Source organism: Mucilaginibacter gynuensis, from assembly GCF_039541195.1.
Classification (GTDB): Bacteria; Bacteroidota; Bacteroidia; order Sphingobacteriales; family Sphingobacteriaceae; genus Mucilaginibacter; species Mucilaginibacter gynuensis.
In genome coordinates this window covers 31,039-57,807 of the sequence record NZ_BAABFT010000002.1, presented here as the reverse complement: position 1 = coordinate 57,807, position 26,769 = coordinate 31,039, and the positions used below count along the sequence as shown (strand labels likewise).

At 43.8% G+C, this 26,769-nt stretch carries 22 protein-coding genes; 10 read left to right on the top strand and 12 right to left on the bottom strand.

What is annotated here, in order from left to right; all coding sequences use genetic code 11:
- The first annotated feature begins 137 nt into the window (after positions 1–137).
- The gene (locus tag ABD894_RS03690) at positions 138–2,666 is read left to right on the top strand and encodes a beta-L-arabinofuranosidase domain-containing protein (RefSeq protein ID WP_345209640.1); all 2,529 of its coding nucleotides are present in this window, start codon (positions 138–140) and stop codon (positions 2,664–2,666) included.
- A 43-nt stretch (positions 2,667–2,709) separates the two neighbouring features.
- Here ABD894_RS03690 and ABD894_RS03685 read toward each other — a convergent pair whose 3' ends face one another.
- The 6 genes from ABD894_RS03685 to ABD894_RS03660 form a co-directional block, all read right to left on the bottom strand.
- On the bottom strand, positions 2,710–3,150 hold the full coding sequence (locus ABD894_RS03685) for a hypothetical protein (protein ID WP_345209639.1): 441 nt from the start codon (positions 3,148–3,150) through the stop codon (positions 2,710–2,712).
- Positions 3,151–3,152: 2 nt separating this feature from the next.
- Positions 3,153–4,700, bottom strand: a complete 1,548-nt coding sequence (locus ABD894_RS03680; protein WP_345209638.1) for a S10 family peptidase — start codon at positions 4,698–4,700, stop codon at positions 3,153–3,155.
- 255 nt (positions 4,701–4,955) lie between these two features.
- Positions 4,956–5,435 carry a hypothetical protein gene (locus ABD894_RS03675; RefSeq protein ID WP_345209637.1) on the bottom strand — a complete coding sequence of 160 codons (480 nt, stop codon included), beginning with the start codon at positions 5,433–5,435 and terminating at the stop codon, positions 4,956–4,958.
- Positions 5,436–5,611: 176 nt separating this feature from the next.
- Entirely contained in the window at positions 5,612–6,232 is a 621-nt protein-coding gene (locus tag ABD894_RS03670; protein WP_345209636.1) for a sterol desaturase family protein, read from the bottom strand.
- Between the two features lie 5 nt (positions 6,233–6,237).
- Positions 6,238–6,669, bottom strand: a complete 432-nt coding sequence (locus ABD894_RS03665; RefSeq protein ID WP_345209635.1) for a GNAT family N-acetyltransferase — start codon at positions 6,667–6,669, stop codon at positions 6,238–6,240.
- A 43-nt stretch (positions 6,670–6,712) separates the two neighbouring features.
- A complete protein-coding gene (locus tag ABD894_RS03660; protein ID WP_345209634.1) occupies positions 6,713–7,156 on the bottom strand; it encodes a hypothetical protein in 444 nt (147 codons plus the stop codon).
- Positions 7,157–7,366: 210 nt separating this feature from the next.
- On the opposite strand from ABD894_RS03660, the gene ABD894_RS03655 reads away from it, so the two are divergent.
- The 3 genes from ABD894_RS03655 to ABD894_RS03645 all read left to right on the top strand — a co-directional run bounded on the left by ABD894_RS03655 (position 7,367) and on the right by ABD894_RS03645 (position 9,605).
- Positions 7,367–7,819: a carboxymuconolactone decarboxylase family protein gene (locus ABD894_RS03655; protein ID WP_345209633.1), complete on the top strand. Its 453-nt coding sequence runs from the start codon at positions 7,367–7,369 to the stop codon at positions 7,817–7,819.
- Positions 7,820–7,961: 142 nt separating this feature from the next.
- Entirely contained in the window at positions 7,962–8,300 is a 339-nt protein-coding gene (locus ABD894_RS03650) for a YciI family protein (RefSeq protein WP_345209632.1), read from the top strand.
- A 60-nt stretch (positions 8,301–8,360) separates the two neighbouring features.
- Positions 8,361–9,605, top strand: a complete 1,245-nt coding sequence (locus ABD894_RS03645; RefSeq protein WP_345209631.1) for an RNA polymerase sigma factor — start codon at positions 8,361–8,363, stop codon at positions 9,603–9,605.
- A 21-nt stretch (positions 9,606–9,626) separates the two neighbouring features.
- On the opposite strand, the gene ABD894_RS03640 is transcribed toward ABD894_RS03645, so the two are convergent.
- Positions 9,627–10,448 (bottom strand): helix-turn-helix domain-containing protein, encoded by an 822-nt coding sequence (locus ABD894_RS03640; protein WP_345209630.1) that lies wholly within the window; start codon positions 10,446–10,448, stop codon positions 9,627–9,629.
- Positions 10,449–10,509: 61 nt separating this feature from the next.
- Between ABD894_RS03640 and ABD894_RS03635 the strand changes: the two genes are divergently transcribed.
- The 3 genes from ABD894_RS03635 to ABD894_RS03625 are packed head-to-tail and all read left to right on the top strand — an operon-like array spanning position 10,510 to position 14,511.
- The gene (locus tag ABD894_RS03635; protein ID WP_345209629.1) at positions 10,510–11,850 is read left to right on the top strand and encodes a TolC family protein; all 1,341 of its coding nucleotides are present in this window, start codon (positions 10,510–10,512) and stop codon (positions 11,848–11,850) included.
- A gap of 1 nt (position 11,851) precedes the next feature.
- Positions 11,852–12,916 carry an HlyD family secretion protein gene (locus ABD894_RS03630; protein WP_345209628.1) on the top strand — a complete coding sequence of 355 codons (1,065 nt, stop codon included), beginning with the start codon at positions 11,852–11,854 and terminating at the stop codon, positions 12,914–12,916.
- On the top strand, positions 12,916–14,511 hold the full coding sequence (locus ABD894_RS03625; protein WP_345209627.1) for an MFS transporter: 1,596 nt from the start codon (positions 12,916–12,918) through the stop codon (positions 14,509–14,511). Before ABD894_RS03630 ends, ABD894_RS03625 begins: the two co-directional genes overlap by 1 nt.
- 174 nt (positions 14,512–14,685) lie before the next feature.
- Here ABD894_RS03625 and ABD894_RS03620 read toward each other — a convergent pair whose 3' ends face one another.
- From ABD894_RS03620 to ABD894_RS03610, 3 genes are all read right to left on the bottom strand, one after another.
- Positions 14,686–16,188: a glycoside hydrolase family 76 protein gene (locus tag ABD894_RS03620; RefSeq protein ID WP_345209626.1), complete on the bottom strand. Its 1,503-nt coding sequence runs from the start codon at positions 16,186–16,188 to the stop codon at positions 14,686–14,688.
- 166 nt (positions 16,189–16,354) lie between these two features.
- The gene (locus ABD894_RS03615; protein ID WP_345209625.1) at positions 16,355–16,849 is read right to left on the bottom strand and encodes an SRPBCC family protein; all 495 of its coding nucleotides are present in this window, start codon (positions 16,847–16,849) and stop codon (positions 16,355–16,357) included.
- A complete protein-coding gene (locus ABD894_RS03610; protein WP_345209624.1) occupies positions 16,836–17,165 on the bottom strand; it encodes an ArsR/SmtB family transcription factor in 330 nt (109 codons plus the stop codon). The genes ABD894_RS03615 and ABD894_RS03610 overlap by 14 nt, the downstream gene beginning before the upstream one ends.
- Positions 17,166–17,434: 269 nt before the next feature.
- Between ABD894_RS03610 and ABD894_RS03605 the strand changes: the two genes are divergently transcribed.
- Together ABD894_RS03605 and ABD894_RS03600 are read left to right on the top strand one after the other, a co-directional pair.
- Positions 17,435–20,191, top strand: coding sequence for a glycoside hydrolase family 2 TIM barrel-domain containing protein (locus ABD894_RS03605; RefSeq protein ID WP_345209623.1), 2,757 nt, complete (start codon positions 17,435–17,437; stop codon positions 20,189–20,191).
- 36 nt (positions 20,192–20,227) lie between these two features.
- Positions 20,228–21,475, top strand: coding sequence for a PQQ-dependent sugar dehydrogenase (locus ABD894_RS03600; protein WP_345209622.1), 1,248 nt, complete (start codon positions 20,228–20,230; stop codon positions 21,473–21,475).
- 122 nt (positions 21,476–21,597) lie between these two features.
- Here the strand turns inward: ABD894_RS03600 and xth are convergent, their stop codons facing one another.
- Entirely contained in the window at positions 21,598–22,374 is a 777-nt protein-coding gene (gene xth, locus ABD894_RS03595) for an exodeoxyribonuclease III (protein WP_345209621.1), read from the bottom strand.
- A 194-nt stretch (positions 22,375–22,568) separates the two neighbouring features.
- Here xth and ABD894_RS03590 point away from each other — a divergent pair, with 194 nt between their 5' ends.
- Positions 22,569–25,346, top strand: a complete 2,778-nt coding sequence (locus ABD894_RS03590; RefSeq protein ID WP_345209620.1) for a carboxypeptidase-like regulatory domain-containing protein — start codon at positions 22,569–22,571, stop codon at positions 25,344–25,346.
- A 65-nt stretch (positions 25,347–25,411) separates the two neighbouring features.
- Here ABD894_RS03590 and ABD894_RS03585 read toward each other — a convergent pair whose 3' ends face one another.
- Positions 25,412–26,764, bottom strand: coding sequence for an alkaline phosphatase family protein (locus ABD894_RS03585; protein ID WP_345209619.1), 1,353 nt, complete (start codon positions 26,762–26,764; stop codon positions 25,412–25,414).
- Positions 26,765–26,769 lie beyond the last annotated feature (5 nt).

Below are 26,769 nucleotides of genomic sequence, written 5' to 3'. Positions count from 1 at the left end.
GCTTGCCGAAAAACCATATATCGGCAATAAAAACTGTATAATTATACTTACATTAGGTGCGTAAAAAGCTGACCGGCTACATAGTTTACAACAATGTGCCGTGTTTTTATCATCACCAATAAATACCATAACCAATAATGCCTGCATCTAACAGCATCAAATTTTTCCTTACGTTTTCATTATTTGTTTCGTGTACCGCGTTCGCGCAAAAAAGCAAATCTGTATACAGCTTCAATAAAGCCCCTTTAACTCCCGGCAGCTACGTTGAGCTACCCTTGGGCAGTATCAAGGCAAAAGGCTGGTTATTGAAACAATTGGAGTTACAGCGTGATGGGGCTACCGGACATGCCGAGGAGCTTTATGCCGAAAATGAAAACCTTGGTGCCGGGTCCGACTGGTTGGGCGGTAAAGGCAGCGGCTGGGAGCGGGTACCTTATTATGTTAAAGGTTTGGTGGCGCTGGCCTATACTCTTGATGATGCCGCGCTAAAAACAAAGGCAGAAAAATGGATCAACTGGACATTAGACCATCAGCAGGCTAATGGCTGTTTTGGCCCGGAAGGAATGACTGACTGGTGGCCGCGCATGCCGATGATGTATGCCATCCGCGATTATTATGAAGCTACCGGCGATAAGCGCGTGATAGGCTTTTTTACACGTTACTTTAAGTATGAACTGCAAAACCTGCCCGCCAAGCCGCTTAGCGAATGGAGCAGATCGCGCACGGGTGACAATATTGAGATAGTTACTTGGTTATACAACAAAACCGGCGACAAATCATTACTGCAACTGGCCGATGTTTTGGTTAAACAAGCCTACCCGTGGACGGATATTTATACCAATAACCAGTTCTTTTATTTAGGCGATGATTTTCATACCAAACACATGGTAAGTGTTGGGCAGGCGCTTAAGTTCCCGGCATTAAAATATGAGTTAACAGGCAGTGCTTATGATAAAGAGGCCATGCGTAAAGGCATTGAACACTTGATGCGTGATCATGGACAGCCTGCGGGGATAGGTTCGGGCACGGAGTTTTTGGCGGGTAAAAGCTCGGCGCAAGGTACCGAAACCTGTACCGTGGTTGAGTGGATGCAAAGCTTGGAAACAGCAGCACGTGTATTGCACGATGCCACCATAGGCGACCGTTTAGAGAAGATAGCCTTCAATAATTTACCGGCGCAGTTTAGCCGCGATATTAAGGAGCACCTTTACTATACCATGCCTAACCAGGTTTTTTGTAAATATGGCGATCTGTCTTTCAACCAGGATTATATTGGCGGTATACTGTTGAGCCCGTATTCGGGGATGGGGTGCTGCCGTTATAACATGCACATGGGCTGGCCGTATTTTGTAAAAAACAGCTGGGCTGCAACACCCGATGGCGGTTTGGCTATTATAGCTTATGCCCCGGTAGTGGTGAACGCTACCGTTGCCGGCAATACAAAAGTTAATATCACCGAAGAAACCGATTATCCTTTTAACGATAAAATAACTCTGCGTATTAAACTTGCCAAAGGAGCCGCGTTCCCGTTAAAGTTACGGATACCGGGCTGGTGTAAAAATGCCTCGGTTACGGTTAACGGCGCTAAAGTTAGCGGCATTAAAACAGGCGAGATATTTTCGTTGAACAGGCAGTGGAAAGACAAAGATGAAGTAGTACTGCACTTCCCGATGGAATTGAGCAGCAGCGCGCAGGTAAATAACTCGGTGAGTATAGAACGCGGTCCGTTAGTGTACGCGCTTAAGCTGGATGCCGAATATTTTTCGAGGCAAGAGCATGCTGTAAAAGGCTTTCACGATTATGAAGTATTCCCGAAGAGCGCCTGGAACTATGGCCTTTTATTAGATACTGCCAACATCAAAAACTCGGTAAAAGTAGAAACGGCTGCCATGCCCGAAAATCCTTTCGACGCGCAAAAACAGCCTGTTACGCTAAAAGTAAAAGCTCAAAAATTACCTAACTGGACGGTAGCCTACAATGGCATGTACTCGTTTGATGTACCTTACGGACCGCTTTTAAGCGATCAAAAAACCGAAGAAGTGAGCCTGGTGCCTTACGGTACCGAAAATATCCGTATCTCTTGTTTTCCGCAAATAGGCAAACCGGCACCGGCTAAGCAAAGCTATTCGGCCAATTTTGATAAAGGCGAAATGTTAGGCTGGGTATATTATGGCGGCGGTTGGTACGTGCGCGATGGCGCTTTGGTATCCGGCTCAAACGCTGGTTCGGGCGATGGCGCGCAAGGCCCTAAAATTGTAGTGCCGGGTGCCAGTTTCAAAAACTTTGTTTATGAGGCCGATGTCGCCGTTACTTCAAAAGGTAATGCAGGTTTAATATTCAGGGTATCAAACCCCGCGCCGGGAGCCAATAATTTTCAGGGCTATTATATAGGTATTAACGCGGGCGCGAACAGGGTAGAGGCTGGTAAGGTAGCCAATCAACGCTACACGCCAATTGCATCTGCCGGTAAAAATATAGCTGCCGATAAATGGTGCCACATCCGTGTAGAGGCAAGGGGCGGCGAATTTAAAGTGTTTGCAGGTGAAGATAACACACCAGTAGTTACCTTCCGGGATGCTGAATTTAACAATGGCGCTATCGGCTTCAGGGCCTATAACACCATTGCTAAAATGGATAATGTAAAAGTAGAAGCGTTGCCCGATTGATAAGGCAGCTCATGATTAAGCCTTAAAGGCAGCAACAAAAGAATTATTTTAGCGGGATACTTTCAACCGGAACATCCCAATGCGCAAGCACTAATTCAAACCGTTGCTGCTCTTCTTTTTTATAACTATCCTGATCGGGATAGAGTTGCTTTTTAAACGGGTCAACAATGCTGTAATCAAATGCAAGATGCTCGGTTTTAAAGGTAAGCGTCACTTTAAAATCCCAGCGGCTATCTTCGCTGCTGTGTAAAATGGGCGCTTCCGCTTTTATGCTAATCACGTCGCCTTTTTCCTGTAGTTTTTTAAGCAGAGGGTAATGATTCTTCTTCCAAAGGGTGATAAATTCTTCGGCATGCCCCCATTTAATTTTGTAATAGTTCTCGATAGTTATTGGAGCCGATTGTACCGGTGCAGTTTGTGCGAAGCCTTTAAAGTTCCACGCCAGTAAAATGAACAATACAGATAACAGGATTTTCTTTTTCATGATCAATTGATTTGAGGTAATGCACTTTGATAAAACTTTTCGCCATCAGCCTTAAATTTGGCATTGGCCGATTTGCTGATATAAACCATGTGGCCAGCCTTGTAATAATTAATGCTGATGTTTTTACGTAAAGCCGCGTTTAAGCCTAAATGGCTTACCACGTATTCGGTAGTGCTCACAGGTGTCGACAGGTCGTAATATCCACAGGCTATGCTCACTTTAAGGTTCGGGTTTTTGGTCATGGCAGTTTTTAATGCTTCGGATACATCCAGGTAACGGTTCACAGCAACCGGCGCGTAGTTCCAGCTATCGGGGCGACTGGTGGCTTCATAGCTTAAATCGTTCTTGTAATGCAGGCTGTTATCCGCATAAGTATTGAATGCCGAAACAAATAAACCCTTTAAATTGGTTTCGCTGGGGTCGTACGATATGGCTTGGTTGTCGCTCAGGTTATCACCGCTGAAACGGCTGTCAAACGAACCGATAGTTTTATCGTTGCTGTTAAGCAGTTGATTGGTAAAACGGCTGTCGGTAATTCGACCGTTTACTTTGCGGATGTATTCTTTACTTAAACCTGTGTAGTAATGCAAAGAATCAATCACTTGTTGTGTTAATTGTGGTGATGCCGCATCGCCCTCATTTAAAAAGTAAGCGTACAAGCGTTTTGAGAATGCCGAAGTCCTTTTGATCAGCTGATCGGGCGTAAGTTTTTTTAACTCGGGCGACAAGCGATTATGGTACTGTGCCGCCACCGCGTACGATGGCAGGTAATGTATATAAGGGCTCTCGTTACCCGGTTGAAAGTTGATGAGCTGATAATTCAGCGCAGGCGAAATAAGCGTAATGCCGTTAAGGTACATATTGTAATGGTTTTGCAGATAACCCGCCAAACCCACAGCCCGTGCCGCGCCATAACTTTCGCCCGCTATAAATTTAGGGCTACCCCAACGGTTGTTTTGCTCAATGTACAGGCGTATAAATTCACCTACCGATTTAATATCCTCATTATAACCATAAAACTGCTTAGCATCAACACCCTTTGCCGGGCGGCTGTAACCTGTAGAAACCGGGTCGATAAAAACAAGATCGGTAAATTGCAGCCAGCTGCCATCATTATCTTCATAACGGTAGGGCGGGGCAGGGGCATCGCCTTTATCATTTTTAAAGGCAACCCTTATAGGTCCCATAGCACCCAAATGCAGCCATATTGCCGATGAACCCGGTCCGCCGTTAAATACAAAAGTAACCGGTCGAGGTACTTTATTAGCGGCAGTATTATTGGCCGAATAAGCCACGTAAAATATATTGGCCGCCGGTTTGCCATCCTTGCCATTCACCGGCATGTATCCCGCTTTCGACTCATAGCTTAAACTGCTGCCGTTTACAACAAGGCTATGCTTGGTTACCGATAAATTGGAAACCGCGCTCAAATTAGCCGTTACAGCAAGCTTGTTAACCAGCAAGGCTATTTGATGGCTTAACTTGTTCCATGAGCTATATAATAATGTGATCACGTTTAAGGCGATAACCACCAGGAAGTTCTTATTCACGTGTATTTACGTTTTATTCTTTTAACAGTAAGGAGATTGAGCAATAGCCATTTTGCAGGCCGCGCAGGAGGAGAGGAGAAATACTTACATACAACAACACATCACCTCTGGTAGCAGGGGCATTCGCATGGAGCGCATGATGGTTATTTGTGTTTTGCTAAGCATTAATATATACTGCATGTTGCAGCGCCAGCAAATATAGAGAAAATATAAATCTATACAAATACTATAGACTTTATATTTTAATAAGTGTTTTTAGATCCTTGCGAAATCTATGATCCGCATTATCTCGGCACGGTGAAGGGTGATCTGGCGGGTGAGGGCTTTTATCTCGGTATTATCCTTACGGCGGGCAAGCGCGGCTTTCCATTTTTCAGGGTGATCTTTAACAGACCTTAAAAACTCGGGGTAATAAACTAATGTGTTTCTTTTTATTAAGGGATTGGCGGGTACGGTTTTGGTAAGTTTCAGCTTTTCTATCAGCGCGGATACGGTATTTACTGCTTCGGTATTTAATATCTGGTAAACCCTGCGTGATGCTATTTCGTTATTGGCGTGTATTTTTCCTTGTTGGTGCAACAGGTAGTAGAGGTCGCCCATAGCTGCTATCAGCTTTACATCGCTGGTAATATCGGTTAATTGTTCGCCGACGCATTTAAAGCTCTTCCAAAGAAAATTATTATTGGTGCGGGGTGAATACTGATCACCACATATTAAAGATAGTTCTACTCCCATTTAAATAACGATACCGGTCGGATGAATTGACATTTTAACAGCTATCGTTTTTTACGGAATAGGATATGGTTTTGTTACGGGAAATTGATACTAATTTCAACCGTTAATTAAAAAAGCCCGTCCTGCTTAATGCAGGAAAGGCTAATTATTAAACAATATAAAAGAAGACCTGAATTTTACGCTTTGCGTTTAAAGCCCGAATCGAATATTTTATCCCACAACGGCGAACTAACACCATAACCTTTTTCGGGCTGTTGGTAGTGGTGCAGCATATGGTGTTGTTTTATTTTCTTAAACAATCCGTTTTTAAAGTTGAAATGATGCATGGCATAATGCCCGATATCGTAAACGAGATAACCGGATAAAAAGGCCGAAAAGAACCCCCAAAAGTATTCGGCAGGGATAATTAACCGGTACAGGTAATAAAAGCCAAGCGCAAGCGGAATACTTACCGAAGGCGGCATAACCAATCGGCGCTTATCGCTGGGATAATCATGGTGCACACCATGAAAAATAAAATGCAGTCTTTCGCCAATCTTGCCCGTTGGTTTAAAATGGAACAGATAACGGTGCATTACATATTCGGTAAAGGTCCATACAAAAAGGCCTGCTATAACTTCGCTTGCAACATATAAAAGTGATTTATCCATGCTAAAAGCAGTGTAAAAACCATAGCCTATAACAGGGCCGAAAATATAAATGGGTACGGTAAAATGCACTTTTGAAAGACTTTCTAATAAGTCGCTTTTGAACATCCTTACAGATTCCTGCGAGTTTGATACGAACTTTTTTTTCATACCTTTTATGCTATTTGCCTGGCAAAATGATTACATGCTAAAACGTAACCCTTATTTAAATACAAGCGGTGCGCCGTGTGCAAAGCATAACCGCTATCTAAATGAATGGCATTTATGCCGTTTTTTGTTGCTTGTTCAGCAACATGATCAAGCAAGGCGCCTGCATAGCCTTTTCCTCTGACTTCGGGCAAGGTATATAGGTCATCAATATAAATAATAGGGCCTGTACGCAACATGCGTATTACTCTGTAGCCGGTGAATGCTATCGCTTTCTTATTATCATCTGATGAGATATAGATCAGTTCGAAGCCTTCTTTACTGATCATTTCAAAAACTTCATTCACAACGGTATCTGCATTTAAGTTTGTGCGGAATGCCAATATCGCTTCTTTACAAAATTCAATATCAGCTTTGGTTTGTACTCTTCTGTATTGCATGTTGGTATTCTTTTAACTGGATCGGCTTGGCCGTAGATATTTATTACAAGGCTTTAAGATTAAGACTGTCAATACTCCATTTGTAGTAACTTACATTAGCCAGCAACAGCGCCGCTCCGGTAAATACAAAAACAGGATAGCCAAACGGTGCGCCAACATTAATAAATGCCGCCATACATAGCCCGAACGTGAGGGTAAGAAAGGCTGCCCCTAATGCCATCCATTTAATTTTGAAGCCAACAATAAGGCATATACCAAATACCGCCTCGGCAATGGTAGCTATAAGACCCATAATACCAGCCAGCGAGTTGTTTAAAAAAGGGACTAAAGTATTCGTATAAGATACAAAATGTTGCCAATCGCCCCAGGTTACACCTTTTGAGCCCGGTGCGCCCATTAAACCTAACCTATCCATAACCGGCAAAATAAAGCCGATGCCAAGTGCAAGGCGGGTAATTAATTGTGCTATTGGTGTTGTATTGTTCATGATGCTTGTGTTTGGTAGTACAAAATTAGTAGCGTTAAACTATGTTTTAGGGTACCAGTGGGTGAGATAATACACGGTCCAGTTTTAACGAAGATCAAGATCAGGAACAGCGTGATCACCTTTTTTAATAAATTAAAATAAATATTATCATTCCTGTCCAATTCCAATAAGCCGGTTGTCATTAGGTTTTAAAATCAAAATTATACTGTAATGGAACCAAGACTTAACGTACACGCAAAAGGCCAGAATGCCTTAAAAACACTTTTTAACATTGGCGCTTATCTTAAAAAAGGCACTATTGAAGAACCTCTTTTAGAGTTGGTGTTCTTTCGTGTATCACAAATTAACGCTTGTGCTTATTGTTTGGATATGCACTCAAAAGACGCACGTGCGCATGGCGAAACCGAGCAACGTTTATACGGACTAAGCGCGTGGCGTGAAACGCCTTACTATACTGAGCGTGAGCGTGCCGCGCTGGCCTGGGCCGAAGCTATAACCAAAAGCAATGTGCCCGACGCTGTTTACAACGAAGTTAAACCCTTGTTTACCGATGAGGAACTGATTGATCTTACACTGGCAATCACTACAATTAACACCTGGAACCGCTTCAATATCGCTTTCCCGGTTACGGCAGGTACTTACAGGGTTGGTCAGTTCGGTTGATCATAAAAAATGCTTTCAAAAATATGGCCGTGCTTATTATTAAGCGCGGCCTTAGTTAACAAGTAAAATTGTTATAACTTGCTTATTGAAAAGCTATAATCGCTACTTGTCCGCTCGCTTACATCTATAACAACCAATTAAGATGAATGAATTTTTATTGATATTTCGCAGAGATTACAAAACAAAAGAAGTGCAGCCATCGCCTGCCGAATTGCAAACGCATTTGCAACACTGGCAGGAGTGGTTTGGATCACTTGCAGAAAAAGACCTGCTGGCCCGTAAACTGCAACGCTGGGACGGACAGGGCCGGGTACTGAAACAAGGCGAAAGTGCTACCGACGGCCCTTACGCGGAGATTAAGGAATCTATCGGAGGGCTAATCATCATTAATGCCGAAAGCTATGAGCAAGCCGAAGAAATTGCTAAAGACTGCCCAATATTTGAACTGGGCGGTACGGTAGAAATACGTATGGGTTTATAAAGTGCCGTATATACCTTATAAGTGAAATGCCTTTGTATTTTTGCAAAGACATTTTTGCTTATGGGAGAAAAAGAGCTTCTGCCAAATCTTTTCAGGACAGAGTATCAAAAGATAGTTTCGGTGCTTATTTATCTTTTCGGGATAGAGCATATTGAGGTAGCGGAAGATATTGTGAGCGATACTTTTTTGTCGGCCACCGAGCTTTGGAGTATTAAAGGTACGCCCGATAATCCAACCGGCTGGCTGTATACAGTTGCTAAAAACAAAACGAAGAATTATTTAAAACGTAATACCCTGTTTCAGCAAAAGTTGGTTGGCGAATTGCAATACGCGTCACCCAAAACAGAAGAAATTGAGATAGACCTTTCCGTGAAAAATATTGCCGACAGTCAGTTAGCGATGATATTTACTGTTTGCGATCCGGCTATATCGATAGATTCGCAGGTGGCGCTTGCATTGAATTTACTATGCGGTTTTGGTGTGCAGGAAATAGCCGATGCTTTTTTAACCAATAAAGAGGTAGTTTACAAACGCATAAACCGTGGTAAAGATAAACTCAAAGAAAGTAACATCAGGATAGCCCAGCCTTCCGTCACCGCTATTAACAACCGTTTGGATAGCGTTTTGAAAACGATATACCTGCTTTTCTCCGAAGGTTATTATTCAACCTCACAAAATACCACGCTGCGTAAAGATCTTTGTGCCGAAGCTATGCGGCTGAATTATTTACTGGTGGAAAATGAAACCACCAATAAGCCGGCAGTGAACGCGTTACTGGCACTGATGTGCTTTCACTCATCGCGCTTTGAGGCGCGCGTGAACGATAACGGAGAAACGGTTTTATATGAAGACCAGGACGAAACCTTATGGAACACCGAACTAATTGAAGCAGGTGAACATTTCCTCAACAGGGCTGCCACAGGCGATCAGTTAACCCGCTATCATCTGGAAGCGGGCATAGCTTACTGGCATACCCACAAGGCAGATACTGTGGCCAAATGGCAAAATATCCTTAACTTATATAACAACCTGCTTGCAATAGAATATTCGCCCATAGCGGCTTTAAACCGTGCATATGCGCTGGCAAAATTATACGGTAATGAAACCGGCATAGCTGAAGTTGAAAAACTTAATTTAAGCGGTAATCATTTTTATTATTCGTTATTAGGAACATTATATACCCGGCTCGATAATAAAAAAGCATTACAACACTTTGAAACAGCTTTAAAATTGGCAGGTACAGATGCCGATAAAACTATGATGAGCAAACATATTGAACGGCTGAAACAGAATGATCTAAACTGATCATATACATTTTTTGATCAGTTATTGATGCAACTGCCGTGCAAATTCTGAAGGGCGGGTTTTAGTCAATTGATAAAAGATAGCACTGAATGCCGACACGCTGTTGTAACCCAGCTGATAGGCTATTTCACTGGCCGAAAGGTCGTTTTGTTGCATCAGTTCGATGGCCTTTACCATGCGGAGCAGCTTAAAGTACTGCAAAAAAGAAGTACTTAACGTTGATTGAAATAAGCGGGATAAGGTGCGCTCGCTAAAGCCATTCGCTTCGCTTACCGAGGTAAGGGTTAATTGTTCAAACAGGTGCTTGTTCATGTATTTCAATACGGGGTTCATGCGGGTGTTTTCCGTTGTGGGCAATACGATAGGGAAGGCGTTCTTGCTGATCTCCGGCAGAATGTTCTTTATCGCGGCTAAAAAGTGGAAGTCATGATCGTCGGGCATTACATCGCCGCTCCAGCGTTCGGAGTAACTGAGCATTTGCAATAGCAGGGTGTTGATAGGATAGATGCCGCCCTTGCCATAAAACGGGTTGCCTGCATCATCGTGCGAATAAAAGTAAATGGTACGTGTAATGACTGATTTATGCATCTCCACAAAATGCTTTTGCCCGGCCGGGATCCATACATAATGCCGGGCCGGTATCACCAGAGTTCTGTGCGGAAGGTGAATATAGGCTATGCCGCCTTCAATATAAATAAGCTGGCCTTTATTGTGGCAGTGCTCGGGGTACCGAACCTCTGTTTTCCAGTGTATTACGTAAACTGATTCGGGTACGCGATCAATATCCCTGAAAAACTTTCGTGAGGTGGCATCGTCAATATTTTGGCCGGAATGAATAAACATTTGGCAAAAATAAATAAAAGTTCTTTTGGTGAAGTGCGGAAATTTGCACCATTGAAAAATCATGAACTTTAAAACGAAATACTTTGCCGCGCTGATGCCGGCAGTATTGGCCTTTTCGCCCGCCGGGGCAACGCGAATGCCAATAGATACCCCAAGAGAAATGCCCCTGACCCTTGCCCAGGTATGGCAAAAAGTTGAAACCAACAGCCGGGCGGTACAAATTAAACAGCTTAAGATTGAAAGCAGCGCCGAGGCTATTAAAGATGCCAAAGCGGAACGCCTGCCCGATTTGGATATTAGCGGCGAATATGCCCGTGTAAGTAATATGCCGGTATTTGAGAATGGTTTGTTCCATACGCCAAGCCAGTTTCCGGTATTGCATAATACTTATACCGTGGCAGCCGGTGCCTACTTCAATATTTATAATGGCAATAAGGTTAATTTAGGCATTGATGCCAGCAAAACCGAAAACCGCATAGCCGGGGAGCAAAAAAAGCAAACCGTATCAGAAACTAAATTACATGCCGCTGCCTACTATCTTGATATGGAACGCAGCCTCATATTTAAACAACTGTTGTTGCAGGATATTGCCGCGCAGGAAAAACAGCTGGCGCAGATCCGTACGCTGCAAAAAAACGGCGTGATACTTAAAAGCGATGTGCTGCGTGCCGAACTTAAATTATCGCGCCAAAAACTTTCGCTGGTACAACTGGATAATGATCTGGCGATAGCCAACCAAAAACTGAATATACTTATAGGGCTTCCCGATGAACAAAGGATAGATCCCGTTGAGGTATTGAAAACTGATTCGGGCCAAACAGCTACCTACCAGGATTACCTTGCCGATGCCGGTAGCAATGCCTATCAGATCAAAATATCTGAACAGGAAACAGAACTGAAGAAGCTACAACTGCGCAATATCCGTGCTAACGTAGCACCCAAAATAGGTTTATTTGCCGATTATAAGTACAGCTATCCGCAGATACTTTTTTACCCGTACTCGGCTAATTTGTTTGGGTTAGGCTTTGCCGGGGTAACGGCCTCTTTCGATATATCTTCCTTTTACCATAACAAGCACAAGGCCAAAGAAGCAAAACTTGAAGTAGAAAGCCAGGAAATTGAGCACGCGCAAACCGCGGATGTTATCAGGCAGCAGGTTAACGAAGCGTTTTTACGATACAAGGAAGCCCTGAACAGGGTAGAGGTTTCGAAAACCAATGTAAAACAGGCTACCGAAAACAGGCGCATTGTAAACAATACCTATTTCAACCAGCTGTCATTGATCACCGATCTGCTGGATGCCGATAACCAGTTGCTGCAAACCAAGTTCGACCTTGCAGCGGCGCAAATTGCGGCCCAACTCCAATACTTTCAATTACAAAACGTAACCGGGAAACTTTAAAATGAACAAACACCACACATATACCCAAACCGATAAATTAATAACCCGGATAACCACCTGGATAGCCGGTATTGCAGGCGCCGTACTATTGGTATGGGGCGCATACACCTTACTACACCTGTTTAAGTACGAAGAAACCGACGATGCGCAGGTTGAAGCCTACATAAACCCTATTACCGCGCGGGTAAGCGGTTTTGTGAAAGAGATTCGTTATGATGAAAATCAGGATGTAAAAAAAGGGGATACCCTGCTCATCATCGATAGCCGCGAATATCAGTTACAAAAACAGGAAGCCGGGGCCGGACTGGAAAATGCCCGTCAACAGGTGGAAGTACTGGAAAGTAACGTACATACCGCCGAAAAGGTAGCCGCTGTAAACAACGCGCAAATAGCCGCGGCTAAAGCCAAACTGGTTAAGCAGGAGCAAGAGTACGAACGCTTTGTGAAACTGTACGAGGCAGAATCGGCCACTAAGCAGCAGATGGAAAATGTGCAGAGCGCGCTTGAAGTAGCACGGTCCGACTACCAGGCGGCTATTAATAATTACCAGGCATCATTATCGAGGGTGAACGATAGCCGTTCGCAGATCTCACCGGTAATGGCCGAAATAAAACGCCGCGAACTGGTATTGCAGCGCAACGATCTGGATGTTTCATATACTGTGGTTACAGCGCCTTATGATGGTAAAATGGGTAAGCGCACTATTCAGCCCGGTCAGCAAATTCAGTTGGGCCAAACACTGGCTTACATTGTTGATGAAGAAACCGGCCTTTGGGTAGTAGCCAACTTTAAAGAAACACAATTAAGGCACATGCACATTGGTGAAACCGTGGAGGTGACTACCGACGCGTATCCGGATAAAATGATAAAAGGACAGATCATCTCACTATCACCGGCCACAGGCTCGCGCTTTTCTTTATTACCGCCCGATAATGCCACCGGTAATTTTGTTAAGATAGCGCAGCGCGTCCCCGTAAAAATAAAAATTGATAACAGGGATGCCAATGTTGCTTACCTGAGCGCGGGTATGAACGCCAGCGTTACCGTACCTAAAGACGAGCAATAATGAGTGCCGAAATACCAGTTTTCAGAACGTGGGTGCCCGAATGGCTGATACGGCTCGGCTTATTGCTGCTTGTATTGCCGGGTATCGTACTGTTCTCATTATCTATCAGTAACATAAATGCTGCCGCGGGTTACTATGGCATCAGCCCTAACGACGCGCAGTATTCCATGATCATCCTGTACGCCTCAACCGCGAGTTTTGTGGTGTTGGAGAAACGCTTTTTCAGGAGCATAGCTTGTAAGGAGTACCTGCTGATAGTAGTATTGATATTGGTGGCTACCTGCTACATCTGCTACATTGTAAAAAGCTTTTATGTATTACTGATCTTCCGTTTTTTGCAGGGTATGCTTACGAGTTGTACGCTTAGTATTACGCTTACGCTGATGTTTAGCAGGCTGCATAACGAGCGGTCGAAAGAGATAGGTTACTCCGTAGTATATTGCGTGCTGTTGTGTGTGTCGCCGTTATCAACGCTGTTCACGGCGCAAATTATCGACGATTTTAATTTCAACGTTATTTACAAATGCGCCATGTTTTCGTTTATACCCGGAGGTGTTTTAATGACGGTAATGATGAACAACATACGGCTCGACCGTAAACTGCCGCTTTACCAGCTGGATTGGCCAAGTTTTTTGCTGTATTCGGCAGCGTTATGCCTTATTGGTTATGTGATGGTATACGGGCAGCAATACGAGTGGCTGGATGATACACGTATTGAGATGAGTTTGATAGCCATAGGGCTTTTGCTGATCACCTTTGTGGTAAGGCAATTATACGCGAAGCGGCCATACTTTTATATACAGGCCTTTGGGCACCGCAACTTTTTGCTGGCAGTGCTGCTGCTTTTTGTGTTTTACATTAGCAGGGGCTCGTTTGGTATTACCACCAGTTATATGGGCAGTGTTTTAGGTATCGATCCTATTAATATGGGTTATTTGTTGATCTACAACATCGCGGCCATTGTGGTGAGCGTAACCATCGCTTCCCGGTTAATATTACAAAAAACGCCTACGAGGCTGATACTCATATATGGTTTTTCATTATTACTGGTGTTTCACCTGTATATGTGTTTTATGTTTGGCAGCCAGGCCAATAGCATCGATCTTATTTTCCCGCTGATACTTCAAGGCCTTGGTGCAGGTATGCTGATGGTGCCTATTATATTGTTCGTGGTATCATCGTCGCCGATACAATACGGAACAACGGGTTCGGCAGTTGGGATATTTGTACGCTTTACAGGCTTTTGCAGCAGTATAGCTTTGGTTAATTACTTTCAGCTGTATCAGCAAAAAGATCATGTAAACCGCTTTCAGGATCAACTGGGTGGAACAAGCGGTTTGCTTAGCCAGCGTTTGAACTTATACAAACAGGTATTAACCGGTAAGGGAATGGCGACCGATCAGGCCATTAAAGCATCAACCGCATTGCTCAATAAAGGCATTACCCAACAAGCGCAATTACGCTCGGCGGTTGATTATTATCAGATGATCAGCTGGATGCTTTTGGCCGTGATACTGGTCATCGCCCTATTCCCATCCATCAGCCGTACCATTATCCGCTTAAAGAATGATCAACCCGCACCGATTGTCTATTAACTGGTCATTGGGTCATTGAGTCATTTGGTCAGTGGTGAATGGTCAATGGTGAGTGGTTAATAGTCAGTAGTAAATGAAAAGTTTTTTACTTACTATTCACTATTGACTATTGACCAATGCCCAAATGACTCAATGACTTGATAATGCCCCAATGACTAAATGAATGCCCAATGACTATTTTACCGGAAGTGTATTAAACAACAAGGCTACTGCTGTTGAAGCGCCAAACTCTGATTTTGGCTTACCTTCTTTGGTACGTGTGGCCCATTTGGTGTGGATTAGATTTTGGGTGTTACGGTTATTGTAAGCCGTGCGGGCGTTAAGGTTTAACCATTCTATCAGGTTGGTCTTGTTGGTTTCAAGAGTATACTTACGTGCATAACGCGAGAAGATGCCTTTAAAGCCCGGCAGGTCATCGCCACCATCTTCATTGTCGATCACCTTGTTGTTAAACATGTTGTCGCGGGTGTAGGTTGCAATTTTTTGCGCGTCCTCTAAATAATTGGCTTCTTTGGTATAGTTATACAGCATTACTGCCGCGCCAAGGTAAGTGCCTTGGTTATAGGTAGAACTCCATGTTCCGGTTTTTATAAGCCCTGTGTTTTTATCTAAGTCGATATTATCGTTCACCTTACCCGTAGCCTGGTTAAACAAATAAACTTTAGACCATGAGTACAGCGCGATAGCCTTGTCGTAATAAGTATTGTCACCCGTAGCCTTTGCCAGGTAGCAGCAGGCCACAATAGCAGGTCCGTTTATACAGGCATTTTTTGAGGTTTTGGTTTCGAACCAGATTAAACCACCGCCATAAGTATTGGTGAAAGCACGCTTGTACATTTTATCAAACTGCTCTTTACCTTTATCCAGATACATTTTATTACCGGTGAACAAGTACCCGCGCACGCAAAACAAGGCGGCCCAGGTAATATCATCGTTGTAGTTATTGTACATCCAATCCTCTTTGTTTTTGGCGATGAAGTTTTTGTACATGGACTCAAACTTGGTAAGGTATTTGGCATCTTTGGTTACCTCGTAGGCATCCAATACCACCTCCATCATTTCGGCCCTGTCCCAAAAGCCTTTGCCTGTTTCTACATTATATTGGTTGTACCATGCGTCAAATACCTTGGCGGCTATGGCGGCAGTAGGGGCTACTTCCTGTACTGTTACTTTTTGAAATAGCCATTTCTGCGCATCGGCAGTAAGGCTTCCGCTTAAATTCACTTTAGCGCCATCGGCGATATTACCTGCATGTAAGTTGAGGCCGAATTTGGCATTAGAGGCCGGCAACAAATAGAAAGCCCCGCTTCCGGCTTTTTTGATGGTCCATTTTACGTTGTCACTATTGGTATTGTCATACTGATCTACCTTTACCGAATCAGCCGGACTCGCGGCTACGTGCAATAATTTACCGCTGCCCACATTGGTTAACGTATAAATACCTTTGCCTATATGGGTGACCGTCCAGCGTTGCGCGTCAGATTTGGTATCCGTCCAGCAATCAACAGCCGCGCCGTTATCTGCTGAAGCATTGCTTACATCCAGCAGTTTATTACTCGATTTTGATTTTAAGGTATAAATAGCGCCGGATGTAATACCCGACGTTTGTGCCACTGCAAAACCGGTGTTTGCACACAAGAACAGCACCGTGCTGATACGTAAGTAAAGTGATTTCATATAACAGTTTAGTTTTATTGGGTACCGAATATAGGTGTAAAGTTTTGAATAAACCCAATGCTAAATCGTTTATTGTGTGATAATCTTGTTATATACCGCAAACAAAAAGGCCGATGAGGGTATATCCTCACCGGCCTTTTTAATACTATAAATATGGGCTGAACTACTATTGAGCCAATATTTCGTCCAGGTTGCCAAGGGCCATGGTAAAGCCTTCTTTGAAACCCATTTGAACTATCTTCTCCAGATCAGCTTCGCTGTCAAACGCTATTTCAACCAATACGCTTGTGCCTGTAGCGGTGGCAGCAAATGTGCTTTTCCAGTACATTTTCGGGAAGTCATCTGTAAGGTTGCCGTCCTCATCGCAGAAAGCAGCTACAGAAGAAATGCTTTTTTCAGTTTCAATAGCCTGAAAATCTACACGGCAATAAGAGCGTTCACCCTGTGGGCCAATCATACTGTACAGCCATAAACCACCTACCTTAAAATCCATGCTTTTAGTTTCGGCTCTCCATGGTTTTGGCGCCCACCATTGGTCGAGCAAACTGCTGTCGGTCCATGCTTCCCAAACATCGGGCAGGGGCGCGTTAAAATCCCGGGTTACATGCAGTTTATTACCTGCCGGGTCTTTGGTGATCTTTGTTTCATTAGTGCTGCTCATTTTTTTTATTTTTTAGGTTAATGAATAAATCGTCTAACTGGTTAAAGCGGTCTTCCCACAATTTGCGGAAAGGTTCAAGCCATGCATCTATCTCTTTCATTTTTGGGGTATCAAGGTTATAATAGATCTCTCTTCCGGTTTGGGTTTGTTTAATGAGGCCGCATTCGGTAAGTATTTGTATGTGCTTGGATACGGCCTGCCTGCTGCTGTCGAAATTTTCGGCGAGGGCATTCGGCGTCATGGCTTGCAGGGTAAGCAAGGTTAATATCGCTCTGCGGGTAGGGTCGGCTATGGCTTGGAATACGTCTCGTCTCATATTTATCTGCAACTAATTGATTGCAAATATAGATGTGCAATCAATTGATTGCAAGTTTTTTTGATTTTTTTATAAGTCAATAGATTATTTAACCTAATAAGCGCGAAGGGAATGGATTGTTTCCGGCAACGATTGCGTAGTTTTAGTTCCTCATATTCTTTTTTTGTCGGCAGGTAGTAATTAATCTTGTTGGCAATACATACGTTTTCTTGCAATAAGTTTAAACCGATTTAGTTTTACCGGCCGTTTTATATGCCTAACAATTAATTATGAAAAGAGTAACGCTTTTATTGTTGTTCACCCTGTTTTGTTTCAGTGCTTTTTCGCAGGGAACAGTGGTTAAATACCTGTCGGGAACAGACAAAGATCATACCGTACAGTGGGATTTTTATTGCACCGGTGGGCGCAACAGCGGCAAGTGGACTAAAATAGCGGTGCCCTCCAACTGGGAACAGCAAGGTTTTGGCACCTACAATTACGGGCACGATAAAGATAAAGCCAACGAACAAGGGCAATACAAGCACGAATTTTTAACCGGCGATATCAAAGGCAAAAAGGTATTCATTGTTTTTGAAGGATCAATGACCGATACCAAGGTAACCATCAACGGTAAGCAGGCAGGCCCTGTGCATCAGGGAAGTTTCTACCGTTTTAAATATGATATTACCGGCTTGCTTAATGCTACAGGTAAAAACCTGCTCGAAGTTACCGTTGATAAAACATCAGCCAATTCATCGGTAAATGATGCCGAACGCCGTAATAGCGACTTTTGGGTATTCGGAGGGATCTTCCGGCCGGTTTACCTGGAGATCGTCCCTGAAACTTTTATTGACAGGGTAGCCATTAATGCCAAAGCCGATGGCTCTTTTGCCATGGATGTGTACACTGCCAATACTAAAGATGGCGAAACCGTAGAAGCCCGTATACAAAACCTGAATGGTAAAAATGTAGGTGAGCCATTCGCTGTAAAAGCAGTTGCGGGGCAGGATAGTGTACAGCTAAAAAGTACATTTAAAAGCCCATTGCTATGGAGTGCCGAATTTCCGAACCTTTACAGGGTAGTGGTAACTATAAAAGATAAACAGGGCATCATCCACCAGATAAAACAAAAATTTGGTTTCCGCACGGTGGAGGTGCGTAATAATGATGGCTTGTATGTAAATAACGCCAAGGTGGTATTAAAGGGCAGTAACCGCCATAGTTTTTGGCCCGAAACAGGGCGTACCTTAAGTCACGATGTGCATTTGATGGATGTACGCCTGATGAAGGAAATGAATATGAACGCGGTACGCATGTCGCATTACCCGCCCGATCAGGATTTTTTAGCGGTATGCGATTCATTGGGTTTATATGTGCTTGATGAACTTACCGGCTGGCAGGCAAAATACGATACGGTTGTTGGGCGTAAACTGGTAAAGGAGCTGGTGCTGCGCGATGTGAACCATCCTGCCATATTGTTTTGGGATAACGGCAACGAAGGTGGCTGGAACCGCGGGCTGGATAATGATTACGCGCTCTACGATCCGCAAAAGCGTACAGTGATACATCCTTGGGAGAAATTTAACGGAACGGATACGCGCCACTATCCCGACTATAATTATATGGTTAAAGCGGCAGAATCAGGCAAGGAGGTATTTTTCCCTACCGAATTTATGCACGGCCTTTATGATGGCGGCGCAGGCGCGGCGCTTGACGATTTTTGGGCGCAAATGATGAAGCACCCTCATGGCGCAGGTGGTTTTATTTGGGCTTTTGCCGATGAAGCGATTATGCGTACCGATAAAAATAATATACTGGACGCCGATGGTAACCACGCTCCTGATGGCATAGTTGGCCCGCATCGCGAAAAGGAGGGAAGCTATTATACTATAAAAGAGATCTGGTCGCCGGTGTATATTGATCCGCAGCCTATTAACAGAACATTTAACGGACAGCTTACAGTAGAGAACCGTTATTCCTTTACCAATCTTAATCAATGTACCTTTAAATGGAAACTGGTTAGCCTGCCATCGGTAGAAGGCAAAACTACAACAGCCACTGTAAAGGCTACCGGGAGCCCTGCACAACTCAACCTTAAACCGGGTGAAAAGGGTACGCTTAATTTGAAACTGCCTGCATCATGGGCAAAAAACAATGCTTTATACCTTACAGCTTATGGCCCGGATAAAAAGGAAATATTTACCTGGAGCTGGTCAATTACAGCTCCTGGGTTTTACGTAAATAAAGCCCATGCTTTTGTAATTAAATCGAAGATTAAAAGTACTGATACCGATAGCCTGCTTACGGTTAATTGCGATAACATAAACTATATATTTAGCAAAACTACGGGCTATATACAAAAAGTAATTAAGCCGTCAGGCACTATTTCGTTATCGGGCGGACCGGTTTTGGCCGGTGTAAAAACACAGCTAAAAGACTTTAAAACTGAAGTGGCAGATAAACTGTACACCATTACCGCCAGCTACGATGGCGACGCCTCCTTACAGGTAAAATGGACGTTCAGACCCGGTTATCCTGCCAAACTGGAATATAGTTATAAACAAACAGGCGACGTTGATTTTGCAGGCCTCACCTTTAACTATCCCGAAGAGAAAATTACGGGCATGAAATGGCTTGGCCGCGGTCCTTACCGTGTTTGGAAAAACAGGTTGAAAGGCCAGCAATTTGGCGTATGGCACAAAGCATACAACAATACCATTACCGGCGACAGCTGGCAATATCCTGAATTTAAAGGCTATCATGCCGAAGTTAATTGGGTAACCATAGAAAATAAAGAAGCGCCGTTTACAGTTTACACATCAGATAAGAACCTGTACTTTCAAATGCTGCATCCCGGCAAGGAAAAAGCCGCGTTGAGCAATAATAATGTTGAGCCTGCATTCCCGGCGGGAAGCATAGGGTTTTTAAACGGCATAGCACCGATTGGTACCAAATTTCAGGCACCAAATGTAATGGGGCCGCAAAGCCAAAAGAACCATTACAACGACGAAGCAGTTAATGGTACGCTATGGTTCGATTTTAAATAGAAATGATAAGCTTAATAACACAAATATTAAAAAATAATGAAAAACATACTGCGGAATACATCCCGCTCAATATTATCACCCGTTTATAATACCGGATTGATTCGTTTGGGATTAAGTATTAGTCTGGCTTGCCTCTCTTATACCTCCTTTGGTCAGGCTAAAACTGCCGTGCCTGCTCCTATAACTGTGGGTGTACAGCAAATAGTGACCAATGTACAAGGGCCAACCGCTATGGCTTTTCCGGGTGGCGGCGATGTTTGGGTGACCGAACAAAACGGTAAGATCCGCGTGATCCGCGATGGTAAAATGCTCGATGGCGCTTTGCTTGATCTGCATGATAAATTAGTGAAGCTAAACAACGGTTACGAAGAGCGCGGCTTGCTGGGCATAGCGCTGCATCCGCAGTTTAAAACTAATAAAAAGTTCTACGTGTATTACAGCGTGCCATCCACCCAGGGCTCAAACCATACCGGTGTGCTGGCCGAATACACCATACCTGCGGGTGCCGAAAAACTCGACCCTAATAGCGGCCGTGTCATCTTCACCGAAGAGGAGCCTGATGGTAACCATAACGGCGGTTGTATCCAGTTTGGGCCTGATAATTTTTTATATGTTTCGTTAGGCGATGGCGGCGGCCAGGGCGATAAGCACGGCCCGATAGGTAACGGGCAGGCCATGGATACCTGGCATGGAAAAATATTGCGTATCGATATCAACACAGCTGATGGTTATACCGTACCTAAAGATAACCCATTTGTGGGCAAAGCAGGCGTAAAACCCGAAATATGGGCTTATGGTTTCCGTAACCCATACCGGTTTTCGTTTGATAGAAAAACAGGAGATTTATTTGCTGGGGATGTAGGTCAGGATTTGTGGGAAGAGATAGATATCGTTAAAAAAGGCGCCAACTATGGCTGGCGACTGGTGGAAGGTACCCATTGCTATAACCCTGCTACGGGCTGCGATATTTCAGGGATCACCATGCCAATTACCGAATACAGTCACCGTGAAGGTGTAAGCGTAATTGCAGGATACGTATACAATGGCCAACAAGTACCAATATTAAAAAACAGATACCTGTTTGCCGACTGGACAGGCCCTGTTTTCTACCTCAAAAAAACAGGAGTGACTTGGCAAAGGGGCAAGGTGACATTGCAAAACTTGCCACCTAATTTAAAGATCACCGCCTTCGGCGAAGACCCATCCGGAGAGTTATACATACTCACCAACCCCGATACAGGGCCTGAAAATACTAAGGGGAGTGTGTATAAGGTTGTAAAATAAAAGGATAAAAAAACAACTTGTCATTGCGAGGCACGAAGCAATCCCGTAGCTATTCATGTCTGCTCTGTATACGACGTGATTGCTTCGTACCTCGCAATGACAGGTTGAAAATATCTTGTATGTTACTCATCTGCCAACTCTATCCAAACCGGCGCGTGGTCGCTGGTTTTTTCCCAGCCTCGCACTTGTTTATCTACACCTGCGGCTACCAAACGCTTATCCAACTGCGGGCTTAGTAAAAAGTGATCTATCCTCAAACCTGCATTACGACCGTAGGCATTGCGGAAATAATCCCAAAAGGTATAAATAGTTTCGGTAGGGTATAGCTTGCGTATGGCATCCGTCCAGCCTTGGGCTACCAATGTTTTAAAGGCCTCGCGTGTTTCCGGGCGAAACAGGGCATCGTCAACCCAGCGTTCGGGCTTGTAAACATCCTGTTCGGTTGGCATAACGTTATAGTCGCCGGTAAGTACTACGGGTATATCGCGTGCAAGTAGGCCCGCCGCGTGCAGTTTCAATCGCTCAAACCATTGCAGCTTATAATCGAATTTCGGCCCGGGAGCAGGGTTGCCATTAGGCAGGTAAAGACCGCCTATCACCACACCGTTAATAAAAGCTTCGATGTATCGGCTTTGCGTATCCTCATCATCGCCGGGCAAGCCTTTCCGTAATTCTTGTATTTCGCCAAAGCGTGATAATATGGCAACACCGTTCCAGCTTTTTTGTCCGTGCCATATAGCATGGTAACCGGCATCGCGTATAGCCTCTTCCGGGAACTTTTCCTGTGGGGCTTTCAGTTCTTGCAGGCAAACTACATCGGGTTGGGTTTCTTGCAGCCAGCGCAGCAGCACCGGCAACCGGCCGTTTACCCCGTTCACATTATAGGTAGCTATTTTCATGTATACAAATTTAATAGTGTTTGGTATTGGTGGCAGTAAAATTGGTCAATGCTTTAATATTCAATCATATTACTTTAAAACCTGCCATTTGTTGTAATTAAAACGGATTTTTTACACAAAAAGCTATTGTATAAGCCGTAAGGTAGTGCACTCAATAACATTTCTTTTTATTTTTGAGTATCAACCTTTTGCTTATGAAAACCTGCTTCTTATCAATACTTATCGCGATGCTGTTTTTTTGTAGCAGCGATACCTTTGCGCAAACTAGCGACAGGGCCATAGTGCAGGATATAATAACTAAGATGACCTGCTATGTTGATTCGAGCGCGCAGGAAAAAGTTTACCTGCATACCGATAAGCCTTATTATACCCTTAACGATACCTTGTATTTTAAATCGTACCTGTTTAATGCCACCTACCTCACGGCATCGGCAAAGAGTGGTATTTTATATGTTGAAATAGCTAATGAGCAAAACCGCATAGTAAAAAGGGCTATGGTGGCACTGTATGTAGGGCTTGGCTGGGGCAATATAGTGCTGACCGATAAGATATTTCAAAATGGGAATTATACCCTGCGTGCCTACACCAATTGGATGCGTAATAACGGCACCAATGGAATGTTCGAAAAACAGTTCTACATCAGTTCGCCGGGTGAGGGCGATGTGCTTATAAAATCGCGCTTTAGCGCCAAACTGGAAGATGGCAAACAAAAAGCTTCGATAGGGTTGAAAGTAAATAAGTTAGATGAACGTCCGCTTATCCTGGAAGATTTTATACTGCGCGTTACCGATGGCAAAAAAGTATGGTATAAAGATAAAGTACGTACTATGATGGATGGCGCTATTGATTACGGCTTTAACATCCCCGAAAAAGCCGCGGCCAATAAATTATTTGTGAGCCTGCAGCCCGCCAATAAAGCTCAAAGTAATACGCTTTACAGTATGCCCCTGCTGCTTAACCGTCCCGAAAATATCGATTTGCAATTCATGCCCGAAGGTGGTTCGTTAGTGGCCGGCATCAATACCCGTGTGGCTTTTAAAGCGTTATCAGAGGATGGCTTGGGCACAAATGTCAGCGGTATTATTTACAACAGCAAACAGCAGGAGGCCGGTAATTTTCAATCGCTGCACGCGGGCATAGGCTCGTTTGGCTTTGTTCCGCAGGTGGGCGAGGTTTATACCGCTAAAATAAAGCTGCCCGATGGTACGTATTCAAAACCATACCCGCTGCCTGTTGTAAAACCATCGGGAACGGTACTTAATGTGATCAATAAACTTGGGGCAGATTCGTTGGAGATCAACGTAAGTGCTACATTAGATATACCTGCTGCCAATTATTATTTAATAGGGCAGTCGCGGGGTATCGGTTGTTACGCGGTAATCATGAAGATAATACATGGCAGCGGTAAGGTAAAAGTTGACCGTGCGCAGTTCTCAACTGGCATAGCCCGGTTTTCTTTACTCAATACGGCAAAGCAGGTATTGAACGAGCGTATTATATATATTGATCAGGCCGATGACCTGCGCATAACGATGGTGCCCGATAAGAAACGCTACGATAAAAGGGATAGCGTAGCCATGAATATGATAGTGACCAATAAAGCAGGCGAACCGGTACAAGGCAGTTTTTCGATAGCGGTTACCGATGATACACAAGTAAAAACAGATAGCCTGAAAACAAATAATCTGAAATCGTATGCGTTGCTAACTTCCGAATTAAAGGGACAGGTGGAAGATCCGGGCTATTATTTCCCACCTGCCTATAATCCCGAAAAATGGCAGCAACTGGATAATTTATTGCTGGCCCAGGGCTGGGTTAATTACGATTGGGCATCTGTATTTCAACCTTTCAAGCAACCTTCATTTACTGCCGAAGCAAATTTTACCATAAAGGGTAAAGTGACCAATATGTTCAATAAACCGGTGAAAAGCTCGGGGGTATTATTGTTATCAAAAAAGCCCGGTTTTATACTGGATACGGTAACCAATAACAATGGCGTATTTACATTTGACAACCTTGTTCCGTCGGATACAGCCTCATACCTCATACAAGCACGCAATAGAAAAGGTAAAAGCTTCAACGTGGGTGTAGAGGTTGATGAGTTTGTTGCCCCCGTATTTACCACTGCGCAAAATCGCACCATGCCCTGGTATGTAAACACTGATACCACAAGCATGGTATTGGTGAAAAACAAGCTTACTTACGACAAAAAACAGCAGGAGTTAAGCAGTCCCAACATGCTGAAACAAGTAAATATTAAGAATAAAAGGATAATAAAAGGATCGAAAAACCTGAATGAAGATGGTGGTTCCGACCTTGTTCTTGATGAGGAATACCTGCAAGGTGTGGGTAAACTAACCCTCGGCGATCTGTTGGAAAAGAATATAAAAGGCTTTAGGCAAGGAAATGGTAAAAATCCTTACATGTACTTTGTATTCACGCAACAGATGCATTTGATTATTGATGGTATAGATATAGATTTTGGCGCGCCGGACCCGATAGGCAGTTTTCCATATAGCCTGTATGTAAAGCAGTTTTTAGATTATTATAACGCTGAAGACATTAAGGGGATTGAGTTGATGAAATCAACAAAATATAATATGACCTATATGAGCAGGTATGTTAGCAACCCGATGGCGCTGCCGTGGGATCATGCTTTTATTGAGGTGACCACCTATAGTGGCTCGGGTCCTTACTTGAGTAAAACACCCGGTGTGTACATTTATAAGCCAATGGCTTTTTACCCGGCTAAAGAATTTTATTCACCAAAATATAAGTCGAAGGATGATAAATCGTTCATCGATACACGCTCAACCATATATTGGGCACCGAATATTATTACCGGTAAAGATGGTAAGGCAACCGTTTCATTTTATACGGCAGATATCAGCGGCACCTATCATCTGTCAATTAATGGCAGCGATATGGAGGGCAATATCGGCAGTAATACCACTACTATAAAAGTACAGTAAGTACATATAAAGCAAAGCGCCCTTACTGTTAAAGTAAGGGCGCTTTGTGTATGATAATTAAATGGTTATCCTTTTAAATGCTGCCATATAATATCAAATACATCGGTAGCTACCAAAGCCTCTTTTGCAGGGGCGGTATCGGTAATTAATACCGGTTGATACTTTTGCGGTACACCAACGCGTCCGTGCGATCCTTTTATCAGGGTGGCATCCAACGGAATTACATCCATTACATACCTGAAACCTGCTTTTTTGCGTAACAGTTTATAACCTGCACGTGCTTTCGAGGTCATGAACATTTCAACCGGATCATAACCCGGTTTTTTGTGGATGTCAACTACGCGGGCATAATCGGGCGCAACGGCATCATCCAGCCAAAAATAATAGGTAAACCAGCTCTTTTCATCAGCCATTAAAACGAGGTCGCCGGCACGTTCGTGGTTGATGTTATATTTAGCCTGTTCCTCACGGTCAAGCACGAGCTCAACTCCCGGTACGGCTTTTAACAACGCTTTAACCTTTTCGGTTACGCTTTTATCGTTAATGTATATGTGCGCTATTTGATGATCGGCCACGGCAAACGCCTTTGAAGCGCCGGGGTCAAGCAATTCCAGACCCCGTTCAATCCTGATACCTAACAGATCGTTCTGCCTTAATACACGGTTTAAATGGATAGGGTTGCTTACCGGTGATATACCGTATTCGGAAAGTATGATCACCTTTGCTCCTTTCTTTTGGTAAAAGTTAACCAATTGCTCAACCACCTTATCAATCTCACCCAGTTCTTTAGCGATAACCGGCAGATCGGGTCCGAATTTTTGCAGGCAATAATCCAGGTGCGGCAGGTAGATGAGCGTTAGGGTAGGGTTATGCAGATCATCCGTCTCCATAGCCGAATCAGCTATCCACTGGGTCGATTTAATGTTTGCTCCCGGTCCCCAAAACTGGAATAGCGGGAACTGGCCTAATTTAGTTTGTAAATGATCGCGCAGTTCGGCCGGGTGCGAGTAGCAATCGGGCATTTTACGGCCATCGGCAAGGTAGTTAGGGCGTGGTGTTACCGAATAATCGGCAGATGAATACATATTGTACCACCAAAACATCATAGCACTGGTAAATGATGGGTCTTCTTTTTTGGCTTTATCCCAAATCTTTTCGCCCTCAACCAGTTTGTTTGATTGTTTCCAAAATTTCACCTCGCAATCTGTACGGTCGTACCAGCCATTGCCCACAATACCATTCTCCGCCGGGAATTTACCAGTTAGGTAGGCCGACTGCATAGATGTGGTAACAGCAGGCAAAGCAGGCTGTATATGAGCCAAATGCTTTTCGCTGATATATTTTTGAAGGAATGGGGTATGCTCGCCAATTACCGATGACGATAAGCCAACTACATCAATTACTACCGTTTTGTTCATGTTGC

Bases quoted from the DNA above. Each gene is read 5' to 3' on its own strand.
- ABD894_RS03640 (WP_345209630.1), bottom strand. From the start codon at position 10,448: ATGTTTATTCATTCCGGCCAAAATATTGACGATGCCACCTCACGAAAG.
- ABD894_RS03645 (WP_345209631.1), top strand. From the start codon at position 8,361: ATGGGAGAAAAAGAGCTTCTGCCAAATCTTTTCAGGACAGAGTATCAA.
- ABD894_RS03665 (WP_345209635.1), bottom strand. From the start codon at position 6,669: ATGCAATACAGAAGAGTACAAACCAAAGCTGATATTGAATTTTGTAAA.
- ABD894_RS03610 (WP_345209624.1), bottom strand. From the start codon at position 17,165: ATGAGACGAGACGTATTCCAAGCCATAGCCGACCCTACCCGCAGAGCG.
- ABD894_RS03650 (WP_345209632.1), top strand. From the start codon at position 7,962: ATGAATGAATTTTTATTGATATTTCGCAGAGATTACAAAACAAAAGAA.
- ABD894_RS03590 (WP_345209620.1), top strand. From the start codon at position 22,569: ATGAAAACCTGCTTCTTATCAATACTTATCGCGATGCTGTTTTTTTGT.
- ABD894_RS03655 (WP_345209633.1), top strand. From the start codon at position 7,367: ATGGAACCAAGACTTAACGTACACGCAAAAGGCCAGAATGCCTTAAAA.
- xth (WP_345209621.1), bottom strand. From the start codon at position 22,374: ATGAAAATAGCTACCTATAATGTGAACGGGGTAAACGGCCGGTTGCCG.
- ABD894_RS03690 (WP_345209640.1), top strand. From the start codon at position 138: ATGCCTGCATCTAACAGCATCAAATTTTTCCTTACGTTTTCATTATTT.
- ABD894_RS03630 (WP_345209628.1), top strand. From the start codon at position 11,852: ATGAACAAACACCACACATATACCCAAACCGATAAATTAATAACCCGG.
- ABD894_RS03585 (WP_345209619.1), bottom strand. From the start codon at position 26,764: ATGAACAAAACGGTAGTAATTGATGTAGTTGGCTTATCGTCATCGGTA.
- ABD894_RS03600 (WP_345209622.1), top strand. From the start codon at position 20,228: ATGAAAAACATACTGCGGAATACATCCCGCTCAATATTATCACCCGTT.
- ABD894_RS03625 (WP_345209627.1), top strand. From the start codon at position 12,916: ATGAGTGCCGAAATACCAGTTTTCAGAACGTGGGTGCCCGAATGGCTG.
- ABD894_RS03605 (WP_345209623.1), top strand. From the start codon at position 17,435: ATGAAAAGAGTAACGCTTTTATTGTTGTTCACCCTGTTTTGTTTCAGT.
- ABD894_RS03685 (WP_345209639.1), bottom strand. From the start codon at position 3,150: ATGAAAAAGAAAATCCTGTTATCTGTATTGTTCATTTTACTGGCGTGG.
- ABD894_RS03635 (WP_345209629.1), top strand. From the start codon at position 10,510: ATGAACTTTAAAACGAAATACTTTGCCGCGCTGATGCCGGCAGTATTG.
- ABD894_RS03615 (WP_345209625.1), bottom strand. From the start codon at position 16,849: ATGAGCAGCACTAATGAAACAAAGATCACCAAAGACCCGGCAGGTAAT.
- ABD894_RS03660 (WP_345209634.1), bottom strand. From the start codon at position 7,156: ATGAACAATACAACACCAATAGCACAATTAATTACCCGCCTTGCACTT.
- ABD894_RS03670 (WP_345209636.1), bottom strand. From the start codon at position 6,232: ATGAAAAAAAAGTTCGTATCAAACTCGCAGGAATCTGTAAGGATGTTC.
- ABD894_RS03620 (WP_345209626.1), bottom strand. From the start codon at position 16,188: ATGAAATCACTTTACTTACGTATCAGCACGGTGCTGTTCTTGTGTGCA.
- ABD894_RS03675 (WP_345209637.1), bottom strand. From the start codon at position 5,435: ATGGGAGTAGAACTATCTTTAATATGTGGTGATCAGTATTCACCCCGC.